Origin of the sequence: Methanobrevibacter sp., from assembly GCF_017940815.1 — an archaeon.
Lineage (GTDB): Archaea > Methanobacteriota > Methanobacteria > Methanobacteriales > Methanobacteriaceae > Methanocatella.
In genome coordinates, this window is sequence record NZ_JAGAXX010000054.1 from 1 (window position 1) to 19,927 (window position 19,927).

Annotated in this window: 14 protein-coding genes; 11 read left to right on the forward strand and 3 right to left on the reverse strand. The window is 37.9% G+C overall.

Going from position 1 to position 19,927, the window contains the following annotated elements; genetic code table 11:
* Positions 1 to 209: 209 nt before the first annotated feature.
* The 8 genes from ILA26_RS07190 to ILA26_RS07225 all read left to right on the forward strand — a co-directional run bounded on the left by ILA26_RS07190 (position 210) and on the right by ILA26_RS07225 (position 9,381).
* Complete coding sequence (locus ILA26_RS07190) at positions 210 to 1,046, forward strand: DUF4013 domain-containing protein (RefSeq protein ID WP_292895812.1); 837 nt, start codon at positions 210 to 212, stop codon at positions 1,044 to 1,046.
* A gap of 110 nt (positions 1,047 to 1,156) precedes the next feature.
* A complete protein-coding gene (gene rbr / locus ILA26_RS07195; protein WP_292895814.1) occupies positions 1,157 to 1,702 on the forward strand; it encodes a rubrerythrin in 546 nt (181 codons plus the stop codon).
* Positions 1,703 to 1,761: 59 nt separating this feature from the next.
* On the forward strand, positions 1,762 to 2,085 hold the full coding sequence (locus ILA26_RS07200) for a hypothetical protein (protein WP_292895816.1): 324 nt from the start codon (positions 1,762 to 1,764) through the stop codon (positions 2,083 to 2,085).
* A gap of 51 nt (positions 2,086 to 2,136) precedes the next feature.
* On the forward strand, positions 2,137 to 2,682 hold the full coding sequence (gene rbr / locus ILA26_RS07205) for a rubrerythrin (protein WP_292895818.1): 546 nt from the start codon (positions 2,137 to 2,139) through the stop codon (positions 2,680 to 2,682).
* 101 nt (positions 2,683 to 2,783) lie between these two features.
* On the forward strand, positions 2,784 to 3,329 hold the full coding sequence (gene rbr / locus ILA26_RS07210; RefSeq protein ID WP_292895820.1) for a rubrerythrin: 546 nt from the start codon (positions 2,784 to 2,786) through the stop codon (positions 3,327 to 3,329).
* 76 nt (positions 3,330 to 3,405) lie between these two features.
* Positions 3,406 to 4,815: a nicotinate phosphoribosyltransferase gene (locus tag ILA26_RS07215; protein WP_292895822.1), complete on the forward strand. Its 1,410-nt coding sequence runs from the start codon at positions 3,406 to 3,408 to the stop codon at positions 4,813 to 4,815.
* Positions 4,816 to 4,825: 10 nt separating this feature from the next.
* Positions 4,826 to 5,803, forward strand: a complete 978-nt coding sequence (bsh, locus tag ILA26_RS07220) for a choloylglycine hydrolase (protein WP_292895824.1) — start codon at positions 4,826 to 4,828, stop codon at positions 5,801 to 5,803.
* Between the two features lie 119 nt (positions 5,804 to 5,922).
* Positions 5,923 to 9,381 carry a C1 family peptidase gene (locus tag ILA26_RS07225; protein WP_292895826.1) on the forward strand — a complete coding sequence of 1,153 codons (3,459 nt, stop codon included), beginning with the start codon at positions 5,923 to 5,925 and terminating at the stop codon, positions 9,379 to 9,381.
* Between the two features lie 12 nt (positions 9,382 to 9,393).
* On the opposite strand, the gene ILA26_RS07230 is transcribed toward ILA26_RS07225, so the two are convergent.
* From ILA26_RS07230 to ILA26_RS07240, 3 genes are all read right to left on the reverse strand, one after another.
* The gene (locus ILA26_RS07230) at positions 9,394 to 10,104 is read right to left on the reverse strand and encodes a thymidylate synthase (protein ID WP_292895828.1); all 711 of its coding nucleotides are present in this window, start codon (positions 10,102 to 10,104) and stop codon (positions 9,394 to 9,396) included.
* A gap of 225 nt (positions 10,105 to 10,329) precedes the next feature.
* Positions 10,330 to 10,902: a DapH/DapD/GlmU-related protein gene (locus tag ILA26_RS07235; RefSeq protein ID WP_292895830.1), complete on the reverse strand. Its 573-nt coding sequence runs from the start codon at positions 10,900 to 10,902 to the stop codon at positions 10,330 to 10,332.
* A gap of 46 nt (positions 10,903 to 10,948) precedes the next feature.
* Positions 10,949 to 11,644: a hypothetical protein gene (locus ILA26_RS07240; RefSeq protein ID WP_292895832.1), complete on the reverse strand. Its 696-nt coding sequence runs from the start codon at positions 11,642 to 11,644 to the stop codon at positions 10,949 to 10,951.
* Between the two features lie 693 nt (positions 11,645 to 12,337).
* Between ILA26_RS07240 and ILA26_RS07245 the strand changes: the two genes are divergently transcribed.
* From ILA26_RS07245 to ILA26_RS07255, 3 genes are all read left to right on the forward strand, one after another.
* Positions 12,338 to 12,910: an XRE family transcriptional regulator gene (locus ILA26_RS07245; protein ID WP_292895834.1), complete on the forward strand. Its 573-nt coding sequence runs from the start codon at positions 12,338 to 12,340 to the stop codon at positions 12,908 to 12,910.
* 160 nt (positions 12,911 to 13,070) lie between these two features.
* Positions 13,071 to 14,735, forward strand: coding sequence for an AMP-binding protein (locus tag ILA26_RS07250; protein ID WP_292895836.1), 1,665 nt, complete (start codon positions 13,071 to 13,073; stop codon positions 14,733 to 14,735).
* 405 nt (positions 14,736 to 15,140) lie between these two features.
* Positions 15,141 to 19,927 (forward strand): Cna B-type domain-containing protein (locus ILA26_RS07255; protein ID WP_292895838.1); only part of this gene is annotated, 4,787 nt, incomplete at its 3' end.

Here is a 19,927-nt window from a genome sequence, read left to right on the forward strand (position 1 = left end):
CCTCCCTCAAAACCATAAAAAACACAACCAAAAAGTTAATTAACTCTAATAATAGATTGTACTTTCTAGTATATAAAATTAAAGGATAATAAAATAAGAAAAAAATTTTAAACACAAAAATTATGAGTCAGCCTCTTTTTTGCTAAATTTTAAATATCATCATCTTTAAAAGTATTATTATATGAGTTTATACTTTAAAAGGTGAAAATATGGAAATTAAAGACATTATCAAGGAATCACTTGTTTTTCCATCAAACAACTTGGATAAGCTTGCAATATATGTTGTGATGCTGTTTGTCTTGGGCTTGGTGACTGCTGGTGGAATCATTTCAATCATTTTTGCATTATTCGACTCAAGCATTTTCCTCCTGCTGGCAGGGGTCTTTTTCCTGATTTCAATAGCTCTTGCATTGTGGATTAAGGGCTATGAGGTTTCAATCATGAGGGCAGGTATCGAATTTGAGGACGATGCTCCTTCGTTTTACTGGAAAAAGGACATCGTTATCGGTATCAAGATGCTGATTTTAAGCATTGTGTACTTTATAATTCCTGCAATGAGTGTTGTAATAATTGCATTGATTACTAACGTTCCCGGCAACTTAATTGGTTTGATTCCGGACATTGGTGGAATTTTCACAAATCCGACAGCTATTGCAAACTCCACTGTGCCTGCAGTATCGGCGGCAAGCCATCCTTCCCTTTCTGCATTGGGCGGATCCATTTTGATTACTGCAATCCTTGGAGCCATCATATTCGTTGTATTTGCATTCATCCAAACCATGGGTGAGGCAAGATTGGCAAATACCGGAAGCCTGAGTGAGGCTTTAGACATTCCTGAAGCTGCAGCGGATATTGGAAGAATAGGTTACGGCAAGGTCTTGGCAGTCGTTCTCATTGTCGTTGTTATTTTAGCAGCAATCGAAGCGATTTTAGGCGCAATTTATGGTCATGTTCCACAATTGTCCATCATTTCAATTGTATTGACTCCGTATCTGGTGTTCTTTGCAAAATATGCATACGGATTGATGTACTTGGACATTGCTTAAGTTCCTTTAATCTATTCATTTTTTTTTAAATTTTTTTTTATCAACATTCTCTTTTTTTAAAAAAACTTTTAAACTATAACAATATATATTAATATATTGGAGATGTTATTATGGCTGATTTAAAAGGCACAAAAACTGAAGAAAATTTAAAAGCAGCATTCGCTGGAGAGTCCCAAGCACATACTAAATACCAATATTTTGCAGCTAAAGCAAAAGAAGAAGGTTACGTTCAAATCCACGATATTTTCATGGAAACTTCTAAAAACGAAAGAGAACACGCTAAAATCTGGTTCAAATTATTACACGATGAAGACGTACCGGACACAATAGCAAACCTCAACGCTGCAGCTGACGGTGAAAACGAAGAATGGACTGCAATGTACAAAGAGTTCGCAGAAACCGCTAAAGAAGAAGGTTTCCCAATGATTGCATTCTTATTTGAAAAAGTTGGAGCAATCGAAAAAGAACACGAAGAAAGATACAGAACCTTACTTGCAAACGTTGAAAACGATGCAGTATTCAACAAGGAAGAAGACATCGAATGGAAATGTGAAAACTGTGGATTTGTTTTCAAAGGTCCTAACGCACCTGAAAAATGTCCTGTATGTGGACTTCCAAAAGCACACTTTGAAGAAAGAGCTACCAACTTCAAATAAGCTCTTTTAACTTTTTTTATTTTTACTTTTTTTCAATTACCGTGATTCTTATGAACAAGATGGTCGTATTTCTTATTAGACATCCGAGGTTTCCCGACGTTTCCATAAAGGGGCTGGTCGATGGGGACTACCTGCTGGATGAGGAAGCTCAAAAATACGCAGAGGGCATCATACAGTACTATCAGGGGGATAAGATCCGCTGGGAATTTCCTGTAAACCAGTTCATGAAGCATTCAATAAAGTGGAACGCATACGAGGAATTGAAGCAGATTATTTCAGACAATGAAAAGGATCTTGCTTGCACAATATTCGAGGGAGACAAGACCAAGATAAACTGCAAGTATGATGACATGGTGATTGAAAGGGAAGTATTGACCTGGTAAAAAAATATTTAAATTCATTTATTATAATATATTTTAACGGAGATGTTAATTATGGCAGATTTAAAAGGAACTAAAACCGAAGAAAACTTACAAGCAGCACTCACCGGTGAGTCCTGCGCACGTGTAAAATACGAATTTTACGCTTCTCAAGCTAAAAAAGATGGTTACGTTGAAATCAAAGAGATTTTCCAAGAATCATCAGACAATGAAAAAGAACATGCAAAAATCTGGTTCAAATTGTTAAACGGCGGCAAAGTGCCTGACACATTAACCAACCTTGCAGATGCAGCTGCTGGTGAAAACCACGAATGGACTGAAATGTACAAAGAATTCGCAGAAACCGCTCGTGAAGAAGGCTTCGATGACATCGCAGCATTATTCGATGCAGCTGGCGCAACCGAAAAAGCTCACGAAGACAGATACAACGCATTGTCCGCAAAAATCAAAGCTGACAAAGTCTTCAAGAAAGACGAAGAGATTGCATGGAAATGTAACAACTGTGGATACATCCATTATGGAAAAGAAGCTCCGGAAGTTTGTCCATTATGTGACCACCCACAAGCACACTTCAGGAAACAAGACACTAGTTACATCTAGTTTCTTTACTTTTTTTCTTTTTTTTCACTTTTTCGTTACCAAACACTCACCAAAACTATTTATATCTTGAAAAAGCCTTTTAATTTTACGGAGTTGATAATATGAGAAAATTAGAAGGCTCTAAAACAGAACAGAATTTAAGAACAGCACTTGAGGGCGAAGCTTTCGCCCACCTGAAGTATGAGTACTATGCCTCCCAGGCAAAAAAGGACGGCTTTGTTGAAATCCAGGACATCTTCCTTGAAACCTCAGCAAACGAGAAGGAGCATGGCAAGGTATGGTTCAAGATCTTGCATGATGGAAAGGTGCCGGACACCCTGACCAACCTCAAGGAATCCATGGAGGTCGAGAAGTACGAATGGTCAGACATGTACAAGAACTTCGCAAGGACCGCCCGTGAGGAGGGCTTTGATGACATTGCAGAGCTTTTTGAGTTGACATCAACTGTTGAAAAGGCTCATGAGGAAAGATACAAGACTCTTGCAAAGAATATCCAAAGGGATAAGGTCTTCAAGAAGAGCAAGGAAATCGTTTGGAAATGCAACAATTGCGGATATCTTCACAGGGGCAAAACAGCACCTGAAGTCTGTCCGATGTGCGACCATCCTCAAGCACACTACAGAAAATTGACAAAGGGTTATGAATGACCCTTTTTCAAATCCTTTTTTTTTAGTTAACTATTTATTTGATAACAAACTAATAACTATCTTAAAAAGTGATATTATGATAGAAAATAATATTTGCCTTTTAACAGATAGTTACAAGGTGACACATCACTACTTTTACCCAAAAGGTACACAAAAGATTTATTCCTACCTTGAAAGTAGAGTTGGTGCCGAATTCAACAAGACTATCTTTTATGGGCTTCAATATATAATCAAAAAGTATTTGGAAGGTCAAGTTGTAACCCAGGAGAAAATCGACGAGGCAGACAAACTCATGTCCGCTCACCTTGGGGAAGGCATCTTCAACAGGGAGGGTTGGCAATATATCCTTGACGAGCATGACGGATTCCTGCCTGTTGAGATAAAGGCGGTTCCTGAAGGTACTCCTGTAGATGTAAGCAATGTTTTGATGACCGTTGAGAATACCGACAATAAATCATATTGGCTCACCAATTATCTTGAATCATTGCTTTTGCAGGTCTGGTATCCTTCAACAGTGGCAACATTGTCCGCTGAAGTCAGGAAACTCTGCAACTTCTACCTTGAGGTCACAGGATCAAGCAAGGACAATCTTGACTTCATGCTTCATGATTTCGGTTACCGTGGAGCAACATCCACAGAATCATCAATGCTTTCAGGTTCAGCTCATTTATTAAGCTTTTCAGGAACCGACACAATTCCTGCATTGACAATACCTGAAAACTACTACAATGACTCCAATTTATATGGATTTTCCGTTCAGGCAACAGAGCACAGCGTAATGACATCCCTTGGTCCTGAAGGAGAATTCAAACAGATAATGAATGTCATTGACAATGCAAAAGAGGGAATATTGTCAATGGTTATCGATTCCTATAACTACAGGAATTTCCTCATTGAAGCTGGAAAGTCAGGAAGCGAGCTTAACGAGGCAATATTGAACTTCCTTGACGGCGAGAACAACAAGGTGGTGTTCAGGCCGGACAGTGGTGAACCTGTATCCACAACAATCGACTGTTTGAACTTGCTTGCGGAAGGATTCGGAAGCCATTTGACCCCTGAAGGATATAAGGTGTTTGACCTCAATATCGGCCTTTTATGGGGAGACGGACTCAACTATCAAAAGATACGTGACATATTATTTGCCATGAAATCCAACGGATGGGCCGCTGAAAACATAATCTTCGGTATGGGTGGAGGATTGCACACTGCAGTCAACCGTGACACCCAGAGAAACGCGTTCAAGTGTTCAGCCCAATTGAGAGATGGCGAATGGCATGACATCTTTAAAAATCCATTGGATCCTAGTAAAAAATCAAAGACAGGAAGATTCAAGCTGATTCAAGATGACACTTCATTCAAGACAGTTCCAATCACCGATGATGGGGATGACATTCTTCAGACCGTATTCAAGGATGGGGAATTATTTATTAATGATGAGTTTGCAAATATTAAGAATAGGGCTTTGAAATATTCAAGTTATTTATGAGGTGGTTTTAATGTGTACAGCAAGCAATTACATAACTGACAATCATTATTTCGGTCGTAATTTCGACTATGAGATATCATACAATGAAAGGGTTACAATAACCCCTAGAAACTACAAGTTTGAATTCAGGAAAATAGATCCAATCGAATCCCACTATGCAATCATCGGAATTGCAGCAGGAATCGACGGATATCCTTTATATTATGACGCATGCAATGAAAAGGGATTGTCCATTGCAGGACTCAACTTTGCAGGAAATGCGGTTTACCGTGAAGTTGAGGAGGATATGGTCAACATAACTCCTTTTGAGCTGATTCCATACCTTCTCGGTAAGGCTTCAAGCGTAAGCGAGGCACGTGATCTTCTGGCTGAAATCAATCTCGTCAACATCAATTTTGCAGACGAGCTTCCATTGTCTCCGCTACACTGGATGATGTCTGATGAGCATGAGGCTATCGTAATCGAGCCTATGGCTGACGGATTGAAAATCTTCGACAATCCTGTAGGGGTATTGACAAACAACCCTCCGTTCGACAAGCAACTGTTCTACCTCAACAACTACCGTGCATTGTCAAACAAGAATCCTGAAAAGACTTTCGGCGGAGACTTTGACATGGACGAGTATTCACGTGGAATGGGTGCAATAGGACTTCCTGGTGATTTGTCATCAGCTTCAAGGTTTGCAAAGGTCGCTTTCACCCGTGCAAATTCTTATTCCGACAGTGACGAGGCAAGCAGTGTCGGTCAGTTCTTCCACATTTTGGGCTCTGTAGAGCAGCAGAACGGATGCACATTCATCGCAGACCCTGACCTGTATGAATATACAATTTACACTTCATGCTACAACACTAACAAGTGCATATTGTATTACAGGACCTATCACAACTCACAAATCACTGCAGTTGACTTGAACAACGAGGATTTGGACTCAACAGAGTTGATCAATTATCTTTTAATTAATGAAGAGCAAATTAATTTCATTAATTAAACTTTTTTCTTTTTTTATTCAATTTTTTCTTAACTATTTATATCATTAAATCCAAATATAGATATATTCTATAAATTTTTACAATTGAGTAATGCTTAATTGTTAAAATGAGGTATATAATGAGGAATATTTATAAAATTGCATTTGTTTCAATATTGATTTGCTTATTTGTTGCAATTCCCGCAAGTTTTGCAATGGATAATCAGACAGTTATTGGAATTGCTGATGATAATCATAATGACATATTGGAAAGTGCGGATGATGATGTCATTGGCAATGAGTGGTATTTTGATGCTTCACTGGACAATGACAATGGAAACGGGTCAATTGACAGTCCGTATAAGTATTTAACTTCTTCAAGAATTGAGGATAATTCCACTATCTATTTGAAAAATGGTGAATATGACTTTTCAAGTTCTTCTAAAAATATTAATAATGTAAGCATAATAGGTGAGGATTCAGAGTTAACCATTATTAAGAATGCCAATTTCAAGGCCTATGGTTCATGCACTCTTTTAAATGTGACCTTAATGAATTCCGCTATTTCAAGCATTAAATCAGGTAATTTGACTGGTATTGTTAATTTGGACAATTCCATTTTCATTGATTGTGAAGGAGAACTGGGAGGAGCAATCTTCATTAAGGAGGGTTTCTTAAATGTCACCAATTCCAGATTCATTAACAACAATGCAAATATTGTTGGCGGTGCAATAACTTCATTTTATTCATCCATAAATTTAAACAATGTCACATTCAGGGGTAACAAGGCAAAATACTATGGAGGTGCCGTATACTCATTATACGGTAACATTACCATACTGAACTCCACATTCTCCAATAACTCCGCTAATGAGGGTGGAGCACTCTTCCTTGATGATATGGACCCAAGCACCATATTAGACAATAAGTTTTTAAACAATAGTGCCGATAGCGTCGGTGCGGCATATCTGATTTCCAACAAGCTGACAGATTCCCTTTTGGAAAATAATCTGTTTGAGAATAACTCTGCTGATTATGCGAATGATGCCTTAGAGATCAGCACTCATGACTTGACGGTTTCAATGGGGGATTACATATTTACTTATTACACTCCAAGTTTCAACGGAACAATCCCGGAAAAATACGATTTGAGGGATGATAGTTATGTAACACCTGTTAAAAGTCAGGGAAGCGGTGGAAACTGCTGGGCCTTTGCAACACTAGCTGCATTGGAATCATGCATCCTCAAAGCCAATGGAATCTCATATGACCTGTCTGAAGAGAACATGAAAAACCTCATGGGTAAATATTCAGGTTTAGGATGGAATATGGAAACCAACAATGGAGGATACGATGACATGGGTGTGGGATATCTTGTAAGCTGGTTGGGTCCTGTTAATGAAAGTGATGATATATACAGCGCATCAGCTATCATTTCACCGGTATTGACCAGTTTTTACCATATTCAAAATGTAGTGTATTTGGTAAGGAACGGTCCGACAGATAACGATGCGATTAAAAAGGCGATTCTTGAATATGGAGCAGTTGCAACAAGCATCTACTGGTCAGGCTCATATTCCAATGGTAAAAGTTACTATTATTCAGGGTCTAGCGGAGCAAACCATGCTGTGACCATTGTCGGTTGGGATGACAATTACTCAAAAAGCAACTTCAAGACAACCCCTGCAGGGGATGGTGCCTGGATAATCAAAAACAGTTGGGGAACTGGAAGTGGTGAAAATGGATATTATTACGTGTCTTATTATGACTACAAATGCGCACAGGTCGGAAGGGATGACATCACATACACTTTCATATTGAATGATACAATCAAATTCGATAAGAACTATCAGTATGACATTCCGGGCAAAACTGATTTCTTTTTAAACTCTTCAAGCACTGTATGGTACAAGAATGTATTTAATGCAACTGATGATGAGTATTTGGCTGCGGTGTCCACATATTTCCAAAAATTAACCAATTATACAGTATCAATTTATGTCAATAGTGTTTTGAAGCACACTCAAAGCGGATTTTCAGATATTGGATATTACACAATTGACTTGAACCAGATGATTCCTCTTAAGGCCGGAGACATTTTTGAGGTTGTTTTCAATATAACTGTTGATGGTGAAGCCGCTTTCCCGATTTCAGAGAAGGTTTCATTGAATAAATTGTTTTACACTGAAAATTTTTCATTTTTAAGTTATGACGGAATAAACTGGGTTGATATATTCAATTTAACCTGGAAATATTCCACTCACACTTATAACTCTCAAGTTGCATGCATTAAGGCATTTACAGTATTGAATGAGATCAACACAACAATAATATTGTCAGACAATCCTGAAGACGGTTTCAATATCACTGCAACAGTTTTAAATCAATATGGTCGTCCTGTAAACAATGGAATTTTAATATTCACAATCAACGGCACCGATTATCCAGTAAATATTGTCAATGGCGTTGCCAGAATCCATCTGAAATTGATTCCAGATGAGTATGATGTTTCAGCCAGATTTGAGGCTGTGGGATATATCTCATCAAATGCAAATGGCAGGTTTATATCATACGGTTTCACAAAAATCGAGTTGAACTATGACAATGAGTATAATCCTGTGATTATTCATGTAAACGTAACAGACCATTATGGTGATGTTGTAAGCAACGGTAACGTGACCTTTGTTTTGGATGGTGAGGAATTTGTAGTGGGTCTTGTTGAAGGATATGGAACTCTCACTCACATATTTAAGAGTTTAGGTTCAAATGAGATATCTGCTTCATATAAAGGAGATTGTTATTTCTCATCCGATTTGAAATCCAACGTTACAGTCCTTTCAACTATTGTTTCCGCTAATGAGGTCAAGACTTTAAATTCACAGTATCAGTTCAAGTTGCTTGACAATTATGGAAACCCTTTGAAAAACGCTAACGTTACACTGTCACTAAACTCAAAAGATTATAATTTGAACACTGATGAGAATGCTATTGCCTGGATAAACATAGATTTAACTCCGGGCAATTATGTAATTGAAATCGTCAACCCATTAAACGGTGAGATGAAATCCCAAAATATCACGGTTATCAAAAGGATCACTGAAAACAAGGCAGTGACAATGTATTACGGTGCCGGATCAAGCTATAAGGTTCGCGTATTTGACGACAATGGGAATGCTGTCAAAAATCTTAAAGTCAAGTTCACAGTCAACGGCAAGACCTATTACAGATACACCGATTCAAACGGCTACGCTTCACTAAAAATATCCCTAAAACCGAACAAGTACACAATAACTGCCGAATACAAGGGATTCAAGGTGTCCAATAAAATCACAGTAAAATCCACAATAATAACCAAGGACAAGACAGTCAAGAAAGGAAAGACCATTAAGTTCAAAGCCAAATTATTGAATTCCAAGGGTAAAATCCTTAAAAACAAGAAAATAACCTTTAAGTTCAAGGGCAAGACCTACAAGGTAAAGACCAACAAGAAGGGAATTGCAACCTTGAAAATCACCAAAAAGTATAAGGTTGGAAAATACACCATTTCCTCAAAATATGGTAAATTAACCATCAAAAATAAGATAACAATTAAAAAATAAGGTTAAAAAACCTTATTTATTTGCTTTTATTAGTTTGCGTGCTGCTTTTATGTCAGTATTGTAGATGTGGCCGGAGGTTGAGTGGTAGTGGACTCCGCCGAAGTTCAATTTTTCTCCAACGATTTCCTTGTTGACCTCTTCCTTCATTTTCAATCCAAGGTAAGCTATGAAGAACATGTTTGAGTAAAATGCTCCGAATATGTCATTGCTTCTGAATATACAGTGGATTGTCAGTTCGTTGTCACGGACAAGGCATTGAACGAATTGGAGGCATGGAATGTCTTCCTCTTCGGCATCCTCAATAGGGTTGATTGTAACTGCAACCGCACGGTTTGATCCGGTAGCTGTCAAGATTCTCTTTTTCATGCTTTCGAACTGGTCAACATCGAAATGTGCAAATATACGGTTAGGGTATGTGTATACGAATCCCTGTGTGTTGTTGATGATGTCAGGGTCTTCCACGGATTTCACGTATTCGTATAGCGCGTCGCTTTTGATTGGGCATCCCTCGATGTCGTATTTTCCGGATTTGATGTCGGCCAACATCATGTCTGTGGTGTAGTTTTGGTATTTTGCCCTGAATTTCAAGTCCATCGGGTCATCTATTACGTAAAAGTTACCTAAGCTTTCTAGCAAATGATGATTTGAGTCCTTGTATGTTTCCTTTCCGCTTTTCAAGATTTTATCTACAAAATCTAAGTAACATTGATTAATACTTAACATATAAAACAGTCCTTTTTTAAAATTAATTAAATCTTTGTCGGTGTTAGTATATATTTTTAATCTAATATGAAATTGGATTTTATCTGCCGTGTCATCTATATGTATCACATTTAAGATAATTGAAATTCTACATGCCAATCAATTATTTTAATGACATGATAAATAATGGAGTATGTTTTTGATATAGTCTAATTTTAATTAGTCATATTTTCAATTATATTGACACTATTCCTCACTCACTTTTCTGATTAGTTTTGCGGGAACTCCTCCGACAATTGTTCCAGGCTCCACATCCTTGGTAACCACGGCCCCTGCAGCAACGATTGCGCCCTCACCTATTGTGACTCCAGGAAGGACTGTGACGTTTGAGCCAAGCCATGCCTTGTCCTCAATGTGGACGGGTTTTGGGTGCATGTCCGCACGGGAATTCGGATCCTCAACATGGTTCAATGTCAACAGGCATCCGTTGTGCCCGATTAGAACGTCGTTTCCAATGTAGATTCCTCCCTGATCCTGCATCTTGCAGCCGGAATTTATGAACACGTTCTCTCCGATGTGGATGTTCTTTCCGAAATCTGTGTTGAAGGGAGGCATCAGCCCTAATGTCCTGTTTACGGGACTGTTGGTCAGTTCGGCGAAAAGTTCCTGAATCTCTTCAGGTGTGTGGTATTCGTTGTTGATCTTATGGGTGATGATCAGTGCCTCGTGAAGCATCTCTGTCATGAACTTGTGTTCCTCTGACATGCCTACGATTCTCTTGCCGCTGTTTACATAGTCTAGATATTCATTCAGTTGCATGAATAAATATATGTCATTTAAAGTTAAAAAAAGTTAGGTAATTATGCTATTTGCAAGCATATTTTACCATCAAATCAAATAACTCTTTCATTTTGTCTGTTGAATCCTGCTTTGTGATGTTTTCAGGAATCTCATAAACGAAAGTAGGGTATCCTGCCTGTGCGATAGGCTTTGACACCAGAACTGCGGATGTTGACTTGTATGACTCGTTTCCGGTTCTTGGATAGTAGTTGAAGTCTGTTGTGTTGTTGATTTTTTGTGATATTTCGACAGACACATTGTCCATTTCAGGAGTTGCAACATAGAATCCTTCACCGTACCACTCGACGTGTGAATGGCTGATGATCACGCAGTCCGCATCGGATTTTGTGACGTCGGGATTCACGAAGTCATGCACAAGGCTTTCACCGTTGGCCCTGCTTTTCTTGTAGTTTTTAGGGTCTTTTGTTACGTTTACCTGATAATGGATAATTTTAATGTCATCGTTTTCATTGGCATATTCCTTTGCAGCCTTGATTTCAGGATTGATTGCAAGCTTTTCCCTTGGATGGATTCCTGTAATCAGTGCAATGGAATTGTTCGCACTTGCATTTCCATAAATTATCTTCTCGACGGTTCCAAGACTGTTGTTGCCCAGCACCTGGTATGTTGAGTTTTCATCCTGGTAGTTTTCATACATTATGAGACAACCCAGAACAATAAGCAGAACCGCAATAAGAATTATTTTGGTTTTTCTTTTCAAGTTTTCACCTTGATTGATATTTTTTAATTTAAAAGTATATAAATTATTTTTTTTGAAATGTAAGTTTGGAAAAAAAGCAGTCATAATTAAACAAAAGCAGTATTAATATTATCCAGCCCAACCAATTAAGGTTAAACCAGATAACAATACATTTTAACACTGCTTCAACGTGTTTGTCGTTTAAATTTTCATGAAAATATTTAAGAAATAGAAAAACACCGATAAAATGTTTTTCTAATAATATATATGTAACTTAATAATATTTAAACGTATTTGAATAAGGGCTAAATTGAATTAGCCCTATGTTCTGGAAATCTCATTTCTAATATAGTCTTTTTCTTGTAAAGATGGGGAAAATCTTTACATTAATTAGTTGGTTTTCAAGCTATAAAAGCTTTTTTGTTTATTTGAACATAATTTCATTCATTAAAATCAATTTTGAGTTGTAATCATTGAAATATTGTAGTGTGGGCCAATCAAATCAATTTTTCAATTTCAATCATTGTTTCCAGATGTATATTTGAGGGGCAATTTTTTTAAACATTGATGCAATTTAATTAAATTTTTTAATATATTTTCTAATCAATTTAAATCAAAATCAAGATAATTTTTGGATACTTTTAAATATATTATCGAATATAATTATTAATACTTAAATCATTTAAGTGTAAATTAAGAAATTGTGTGAAATATATGACAAACGAAGACTTTGCAAAAAAAATTAAAGACATTAGAGCTAGACAGGACATGTCTATAGAAGAACTTGCCGAAAGAAGTGGCGTAAAGCAGGAAGTCCTTGAGGCTATGGAAGCTGGTGAAGTAATTCCATCACTCACTCCATTAACCAAAATGGCAAGGGCGTTAGGAGTAAGGCTCGGAACATTCCTGGATGACACACCGGAGCTTGGACCTGTTGTAACCCGTGGAGGAAAAACCGAAAACTCATTATATTTCTCCGGTAGGGAAGACGTAACCAACGCAACCAACCTAGAGTTCCACTCATTAGGTGCGGGAAAGATTGACAGAAACATCGACCCGTTCATGATAGACATAGACTTTGAAGAAGGGGAAAAGGAATTATCATCTCACGAAGGTGAAGAGTTCATTTACGTACTTGAAGGTGAAATTGAAGTCATATACGGCAAGGACACCTTTTCAATAGGTGTAGGAGACACCATTTTCTATGACTCAGCGGTTCCACACCACCTCCACGCAAAAAGCGAAGACGGCGCTAGGATATTAGCAGTCCTTTACACTCCATACTAGAGGGGGAATTGAGAATGAATAAAATAACTTTCGAGCCAAAAGTGGATAGATTTTACACAGCCAGGTTGGATTTACACTTGAACACATTGCATTTGGGATTGCATTAATGATTTGTATTTTGGTTAAGTTATTTTATTGAATAATATTTAGAGGTGAAAGTATGAGTGAATTATTTACAGAACTTCCATTAGGAAAGTTTTTCGAATCAATGGTTGAAAAGCAACCTGATCATGAGTTTATTATTTATCCAGACAGAAATTTAAGATTTACATACAAGGAATTTGACGAAAGGGTTGACAACCTTGCAAAAGGAATGTTGGCTATCGGAATCGAGAAGGGGGACCATGTGGGCATATGGGCCAAGAACGTGCCTGAATGGCTGACCTACATGTTTGCAACCGCAAAGATAGGCGCTACAATCGTTACAGTCAACACTGCCTACCAGTCACATGAGCTTGAATACGTGCTTAAGCAGTCAGACATGAAGGCATTGGCGATGACCGATGCGTTCAGGGACACAAGCTACTTTGACATCATCAATGAATTAGTGCCTGAGCTCAAGACCTGCGCTAGGGGACATCTTGTCGCTGAGAAATTTCCTCACTTGAAATTCATTTTCCATGTCGGTCAGGAAAAGCACCGTGGAATGTACAACACCAATGAATTGCTTTTATTAGGTATGAACTATGACGATGACGAGTACCAGAAGGTCAAGGATTCCGTAACCCAACATGACGTAATCAACATGCAGTACACTTCAGGAACCGAAGGGTTCCCAAAAGGTGTAATGCTCACATCACGTAACATCGTAAACGACGGCTACTACATTGGAGAAAACATGTACTACACTCCTGAGGACAGATTGCTTCTTCAGGTGCCTTTATTCCATTGTTTCGGTACAGTGCTTGGGGTCATGGCAGTTATCACCCACGGTTCAACCATGGTTGTTCTAGAGGAATATGACCCTCTTTTAGCAATTTCATCAATCCAGAAGGAAAAGTGCACTTCAATCTATGGAGTTCCTACAATGTTTATCGGAATGATGAATCACCCTATGTTTGAGATGTTCGACATGAGCTCACTTCGTACAGGTATCATGGCGGGATCCACATGCCCAGTCGAGACCATGAAGGATGCGATTGAGAAAATGAACATGAAAGGAATAACCAGCGTATACGGACTTACCGAGGCAGCACCTGGTTTTACACAAACAAACGCAAAGGATTCATTCGAGAAGAAAATCAACACTGTCGGCCGTAAGTTCCCGAACATTGAGGTCAAGATAGTTGATCCTGAAACCGGTGAGGAATTAGGGCCTGGCGAAAAAGGAGAAATCATGTGCAGAGGTTTCAACGTGATGAAAGGTTACTACAACATGCCTGAAAAGACCGCTGAAACAATCGAGCCTGACGGATGGCTTCACTCAGGAGACCTTGCGACAGTGGATGAGGACGGTTATTATTCAATTGTCGGAAGAATCAAGGACATGATCATCCGTGGTGGGGAAAACATCTACCCTCGTGAAATCGAGGAGTTCCTTTTCACAAATGACTGCGTTCAGGACGTTCAGGTTGCAGGAATCCCTGATGAGAAATACGGTGAAATCGTCGGAGCATTCATCATCAAGGAGGATGGCTTTGAGGATGTCACCGAAGCGGACATTCGTGACTTCTGCATTGGTTCAATTGCGAGATATAAGGTGCCTAAATACGTGTTCTTTGTCGATGAGTTCCCGCTTACAACAAGTGGTAAGATTCAAAAGTACAAGCTGGGTGACTTAGGTCTCAAGCTATTGGATGAAAGACGCGCAAATGGGGAATTATAGATTTTCCATTTATTTTTTTTATTTTAATCTGATTTTTCAATTTAATTTTTTTTTGCTAATCCATAAACGTTTTATGGAAGATATTTTTGCTATATCATTCATATTTTTTGATATTTAATGTAAGGTTGTTTATTTGAATATGTTTTTATTTGCTCATTGTAACTTTGATTTTATGTTAAACTTTATATATGTTATTTTATATAATTATATGATGTAGGAGAATGTTGTTATTGATTAATTTATTAAATTAATTATTTTTTTTCGATTAACTTGTTTATATTATTGAACTTTTAATTGAACATTCTTTTATGATTTAATCATATTATGATTAAATTGGTATAATAAATCTGATTTATTATACGGGTAAGTAAAAAATTGTTTATAAATGGAGGAGATAATATCAAGATGAAAAATACGATAGTATTTGTTTTGATATTATTCTTGTTCGTATCTTTAGTGGGAGTAGTTTGTGCATCTGAAGATTCAGCAATGGATAATATTACATTAGATAATACGAAAGATTCTGTGTCACAAACAACTGATGTTTTACAGGTGGCTGATGATGATACATTGTCTGCTACACATGATTTCACTGGTTCAACATTACAAGACCTTCAAGATTATTTAAATTCCGGAAATGTTCAGGACGGAGACACCGTATATCTGGGAAATAGCTCATTGAGTTTTTCTGGAGATCAATGGGGGTTTCAAGGAGTTGATGTTAACATTCCTAATTTGATTATTAGTGGAGGAAGTAGTTCCAATCCGGACAGTTATTCTACAATAGCTGTTGCAACAAAAATATTTAAATTAAGCGCATCTGGAATTACATTAAAAAACATTAACTTTTCTAATAACGGAAATGAGGGTCCTTGGTGCAGCGTGAATATTCAGAATTCTGACTGTAAGGTGACCAACTGTAATTTTGACAACTGTAGAAATCAATATGGTGCTGCAGTTTCAGCTTCAGATGCAGCTACAAACACTGTAATTGATAATTGTAACTTCACAAATAACCGTGCGATTTGGACAGGCAATGCTGGAGCCATCAATTTAAATGGTGACTCCTCAACTGTCAGTAATTGTAATTTTGAGAATAATGTTGCTGCTAATGGTGGAGCGATTTTTATCCAAAATGGCAGAAACATCAAAATTAAATCCTGTAATTTCACAGGAAACTCTGTTACTGATGGGTGGAGCCAAGGAGGAGCAATTAACTCCAATGGTGAGGGCCTGGTAATTGATGATTGTTATTTCATCGACAATGATGCGAAAAATGGTGCTGTTGTTTTCTCCAACGGTGAGGGCAGTGAAATTTCAGAGTCCTCTTTTGGAGGATCCATTGATTTGAATGTTATTGGGGGAAGTAACACTTTAACCCCGACCCTATCAGTCGATTTGGGAAATGCGATTTCCGGAAGTACTGGAAAAAGTAATTTATATTACTGGGATGGCGAATCCAAATCTCCGATTGATCCATCTGAAGGAACCAAATTCACTTTGCCAGATAAAAAGGTCACAGTTGAAGTATATGACTCTAATGGAAATTTAGTGGACAACTTTACTGATTTAACTGACAGTAACGGTCAAATTACCTATGATTACAGTGACCTTCCTTTCGGGGATTACAATTATATAGCTTATTATAATGATGACCCTTCTGTGATGAAAAGGGGCAAGCTGTACACTCTAGTTTCAGGTAATTTTTCAGGTATTCAAGCTGCTATTGATGCTGCAAATCCGGGAGATACTTTGTATCTTGTGGATGATGTCTACTACAATGACATTTCAGGATCAATGGTGATTGATAAGCCATTGACAATAATCGGTTTGAATAAAACCGTTTTAAATGCTGAAAACAAGTCAGGCATATTCCACATTAACGATAATGTCAATAATGTTGTCTTGCAGAACATGACCATGATAAACGGTAATTCCACTGAACACGGTGGGGCAATTTATATCGGATGGAATGCAAATGATGGAATAATCGACAATGTCACATTCGCCAACAACACCGCTGCAGTCAGTGGTGGAGCTATCAGAAATCAGGGCGGACAGAATTGGGTTATTCAAAATTCCACATTCACCAACAACTCAGCTTATGGTGAAACCAATGAAATCAATCATGGTGGTGGAGCCATCTGGTCCTGTAACACTGTAACTGATATCAAAAATTCAACATTTGTGGACAATAAGGCTCCTTATGGTGGTGCATTAAGAGGTCCATTCAACATTTATGACTCAGAGTTTGACAACAACACTGCTACTGACGGTAACGGTGGAGCTATTGACGTTGCAACCGATGCAAGTCTTGCTTATGGTCTTGTGCTTGAATTTGTAAATTCAAATTTCACAAACAACGATGCTAAAGGTAAACGTAGTGATGACAGGGCTCAAGGTGGAGCTATCCACATTTTTGAAATTCAGGAAGTGGACATGCTCAATTGTATATGTATCAACAACACTGCCGATAGGGGAGGAGCTGTTGACTTTTACAAGATGAACATTACCTATGTGGATGATTGTATATTTGTAAACAACAATGCTTCTTCTGAAGGTGGAGGCCTTGCTATTTTCTGTGACAACAGTACATTCAAGGATGTAAACGTTTCCAATAACAATGCAGGCACTGACGGTGGTGCTATTTGGGTTATAGGAAGTAACTCCAAATTCATCAACGTAACTTCAACAAACAACACCGCTTCAAGAGGAGGTTCATCCTATATTGAAGGAGAGAATACTCTTATGGTAAATTCAACATTAGACAATAATAAAGCATTGGATAATGGAACTGAAGGCTCTGGTGTTGGTGGTGCCGTTTATATTTTAGGTGATAATGCATTCTTTGACAATGTCAATTCAACTGACAACACCGCAAAATACGGTGGTTCCTCTTATGTTGAGGGTGATAATACCGTAATACAAAACTGTAAACTTGACGGCAACAATGCGACAATGTTCGGTGGAGGTTTGCATGTTTCAGGAAGAAACTGTTCTTTTGAAAATGTAAGCGTTTCTGACTGTCATGCCGATTATTTCGGTGGGGCAATTTACGTTTCAGGTAATAAGAACAACTTCACTAATGTGACTTCACTTAGGAATAATGCTGAGAGTGGAGGTTCAACATATATAGTAGGAAACAACACCATAGTTCGCGATTCCAAATTCAATAACAATGAAGCTATTTTGAATTGGGATGACCCTCTGTTCAACCAAAACGGTTGGGGTGGTGGAATAGTAATCAACGGAAGTTCCACAGTATTCGATAATAACGAGTTTACTCATAACGCCGCTTTTTCAGGTGGGGGAATCGTTGTAAATGGAAATAACACCCTATTCACCAACAACAATATCACTTTCAATGAAGCTGAAGGATTCTTCAGTCAAGGTGGAGGAATATACGTGGAGGGTAGCAATACAAATCTGACCCACAACAATATTTCATCCAATAAGGCTAGTGATAACGGTGGTGGAGTATACAGTGCCGGTTCTAACTTGTATATGGAAGACATCTATGCATATAACAACACCGCTCAAAGCGGAGGTTTTGCAGAAATTGCATCTGCCAATAATTTGGTGGTCAAGAATTCAACATTCAAGGCCAATCATGCAACCGGTGTCATTGATGATTATTATACAAGAGGATTAGGTGGTGCTTTCCACATATACAACTCCTTGAATGCAGATATTCAAGCGGATTTCTTTGACAATACTGCAGTTAACGGTTCTGCAATCTATATTGAAGGTTGGGGTACTGACCAGCGTGCCTCATTGAATGTGCATGACTCAAAGTTCTTCGACAATCAAGCTAAATCCTATTATTTGTTAGCAGCTCCTAAAAATGGAACTGTATATCATGCAGATGATGATAAAATAGTCAGTTTCAGCCATATTGGTGGAGACAATATTGCTAATGCAATTCATAGTAGAGATAATGGAAAAACTGATATTACCATAAGGAATATCACATTCCCATTCTATCACAACGGTGTTCTTGAAAACAGGACAACTCCAAATGTCGACCTCACACCAGTTTTAGGATATGAAAACTATGATGGAAATAACATTTACCTAGATGACTTGGAAGACAACCAGGTAATCTATTATGAGGTATATGACAATGAAACCGGTGAAAAAATCAGAAGCGGTTCAGCAAGAACTGACATCAACGGTTCAATAGATATTAACCTAACTGATTTGGGCGTTGGAGTGTACATTATCAAGGCATGGTATAATGAGACAACATACTACACAGAAATCAGCAATGAAACAGTCATCATTGTTGTCAGTGACGAGGACATTTCAATCAATATCACAAAGGTTTGGAATGATACCAACAACCAGGATGGATTGAGACCAGCAAACATCACTATCAGATTGTATGCTGACGGTGTCCTGATTAACAGCACTGTTTTGAATGAAAGCAACAATTGGAAATGCTCTTTTGCTGATTTGCCTGCTTATGATGGTAAACATAAGATTGTTTATACAGTTAGCGAGGTTAATGTTGACAATTATACCGTTTCAGTAACCAATTCTACTTTGGGCAATTATACAATTACCAATACTCATGTTCCTGAAACCACTAGTGTTAATGTGACTAAGGTTTGGAATGATTCCAATAACCAGGATGGCTTGAGACCTGAAAATATCACTGTTTTATTGTTTGATGGTGATAATCAAGTTGCAAGCATTGTCTTGAATGAGAGCAATAACTGGAAAGGTAATTTCACTGGTTTGCCTGTTTATAGGAATGGTAAGAAGATTGTTTACTCAATTGGAGAGGTCAGTGTTGACAATTACACTGTTTCAATCACTAATTCTACTTTGGGTAATTACACTTTGACCAATACTCATGTTCCTGAGGTTACTAGCGTTAATGTTACCAAAATTTGGAACGATTCCAATAACCAGGATGGTTTGAGACCTGTTAAGGTTACTGTTGAGTTGTGGAATGATACTGGTTTAGTAGGCAGTATTGATTTAACTAATGCTACTGGTTGGAAAGGTAATTTCACTGATTTGCCTGTTTATTCTAACGGTGCTAAGATCAATTATACAGTTAAAGAAGTAAAAGTTGCTAATTATACTGTTTCAGTTACTAATTCAACTTTGGGTAATTATACTTTGACTAATACTCATGTTCCTGAGGTTACTAGCGTTAATGTTACCAAGATTTGGAATGACAG